At 55.3% G+C, this 2,342-nt stretch carries 1 protein-coding gene; it reads left to right on the top strand.

The features are described from left to right. On the top strand, nucleotides 1-1,821 hold a 1,821-nt coding region (locus tag HMPREF2890_RS08395; protein WP_148130737.1), incomplete at its 5' end, for a BACON domain-containing protein. Nucleotides 1,822-2,342 lie beyond the last annotated feature (521 nt).

The following is a 2,342-nucleotide window of genomic DNA, read 5'->3' as shown; positions in this document are numbered from 1 at the left end:
AATGGTCAGACCTTCACCGTGTCGGAGGAGGACCTGCTGAAGATCTTCCAGGAGGGTGCCGTTTCCTACGCCTACACTTTCGCAGTCACCACCACGCCCGACATCTCCAAGGGTGTCTCCGCTGACGGTGGAGCCGCAGTGATTAATGCCACGGCGACGAAGCAGAAGCTTGTCGGCGGCACGCCCGATCCGACTGCTCCCGCCGAGACGATCACGGGTGGGGACAAGTTCACCTACAAGGTGGTCGGCAACCCCGCACCCTGGATCACCATCAGCCCTGCCGGTGCAATCACCGTTTCCGCCAATACGACCAATGCCTCCCGCGCCGCTACCATTGAGATTGCTCTCAAGGAGGATCCCTCTCAGGTCACTCATCTGCTCGTCAACCAGCAAGGCAAGACACCAGAAGTTCATGTTAGGTACTCTCTGGATGTCAATCCAAAGGAGCTCTCTTTTCCGTCTACGGGAGACAGTCAGTTACTTACTGTTAAAGGACGGGCTGTTCTTACGAAGGATGGCAAAACTATGGGTGGTGATTTGGACATCTCTGATGTGACGATCGAAAAGAGTGCCGGAGCCGACTGGCTCACGGTAGCCGCTGACGGCACAGTCACTGCGGCTAAGAATGGGACTACCGAGGCTCGCCAGGCGACTCTGACTATCGCTGTCAAAAAGGATCCCTCGGTGACCACGACGGTCGCTGTCTCCCAGGCAGCCGCTGATGTCACTGAGTACACCTTAACCGGTGTCATTCCCGCAATACTCTCATTTAGCAAGTTTGAGGGCAGCACGGTTAAACCCATCACCATCTCCGGCAAAGTATCCACTTTGCGCAGCGGTCAAGAGATTGACAATCGCCCGATGACCGTGGCCGATGTGCTGATCGAGAAGCCGACCTCCGGTGCCGAGTGGCTGAGCGTCAATAATGGCGTGATTTCAGTGACAGCCAACAACAGCGGTATGGTTCGTCAGACATCTCTTACCATTAAAGTAAAGGAGGATGCGACTCAGATCAGGACACTCACCGTTACGCAGCGTGCCACAAACGATGACAATCCTCTCGCCTATGTGGCTCACTACAACATCCTGAGGAATGGGTATTGGGACACCTATCACACTATGACCGCAGCTAAGGAAGAAGGAGAAACTGACGTGCAGATGGACTGGAGTACTGCCATGAGCAAGTATGGTACCGCCAGGTCGATCGAGGGCTCTACGGAGTCCTATCAGCTTCCCACTCGTCAGGCATGGAACGCGATTGTCTTGGAGTCGGCCCGCGCGGCCAGCCAGTCCTTTGGCAGCGGTGACATCCTGTATAACCAGACTGAGCGGGTATTGGTTGGCGGACAGATATTTGATGCCACAGGTGACTATATGCCGACCACCATGGTTGTCAACGGCAGCAACGTGAAGTGTAACGTTGCGCTCCGCTTCAACGGAGGCGGCACCATAGAGCATAAGTATCGCTCCGCATGGCTCTACTACTGGGGTACGAACGTAGTGAGGGGGAAGAGAGTCCGCGGCCTCTGGATCTACTGCGTCAACATCTCTGGACGTCTAGGCTTCAACTCGGTGCATAAACTTGATCAGGCATTCTGGGATCAGAATTTGTCCTCTGCAGTAGTTCGGTTCTTCCCCGCTGCCGGCGGCGGCGTTGGCTACCTGGGTGAGGGCGGCGAGTACTGGTCTGCCTCAGATGGTGGTGTCGAGACCGCGTACTATATGGGATTCAGTACTCGAGGCGTCTCTGTGAGTTACACCAACAGCAGATTAAGTAGAGACTTAGTCGTGCGCCTTTTCTCCTCGGAACCTCTAGATTAATCCCCGATGGCCTTTGGGCCGACGGGGATGGCGAGGACGCGTGGGCGGCTTGTCCGCCCGCTGTCCACGCGCAACGGTCTTAGTTTTTTCATTTTTGTGAGTTTTTAGTAATGGGTGGGACAGGGGGACTTCCCACACGGAGGTCGCTCTGTCCCACCCTCTTTATAATCATAGTGTATGCCGGGCTGTGGGGAGCTCAACTGGAGCTTCTCTTGCTCCTATTCATACTACATATGCTAATAGTCATATAACTCTTACAAAGCTTCATATATGTATCTGTGTCTTGCTTTAAGTGGGATACAGGCATGTTTCACAGAGGGTGCGCCTGCGATGGGTACACCCTCTTTCTCTACCCCCCCCCCACCACTCCGACCTGTCTGCAGTGATCCCGCAGGGGCGCAGCCCCGGAGGGATCATCGCTTTTTAGACCGGGTGTCGAGGCACGCAGTGCCGAAGACCCCGGGAAAGAAGACCCCGGGAAAGATTAGCCGACCCCGCTAGGGTGTCGCACTTACCAGTCA

The organism is Porphyromonas sp. HMSC065F10 (assembly GCF_001808555.1).
Classification (GTDB): Bacteria; Bacteroidota; Bacteroidia; order Bacteroidales; family Porphyromonadaceae; genus Porphyromonas_A.
This window is presented reverse-complemented; position numbering and strand designations above follow the sequence as displayed.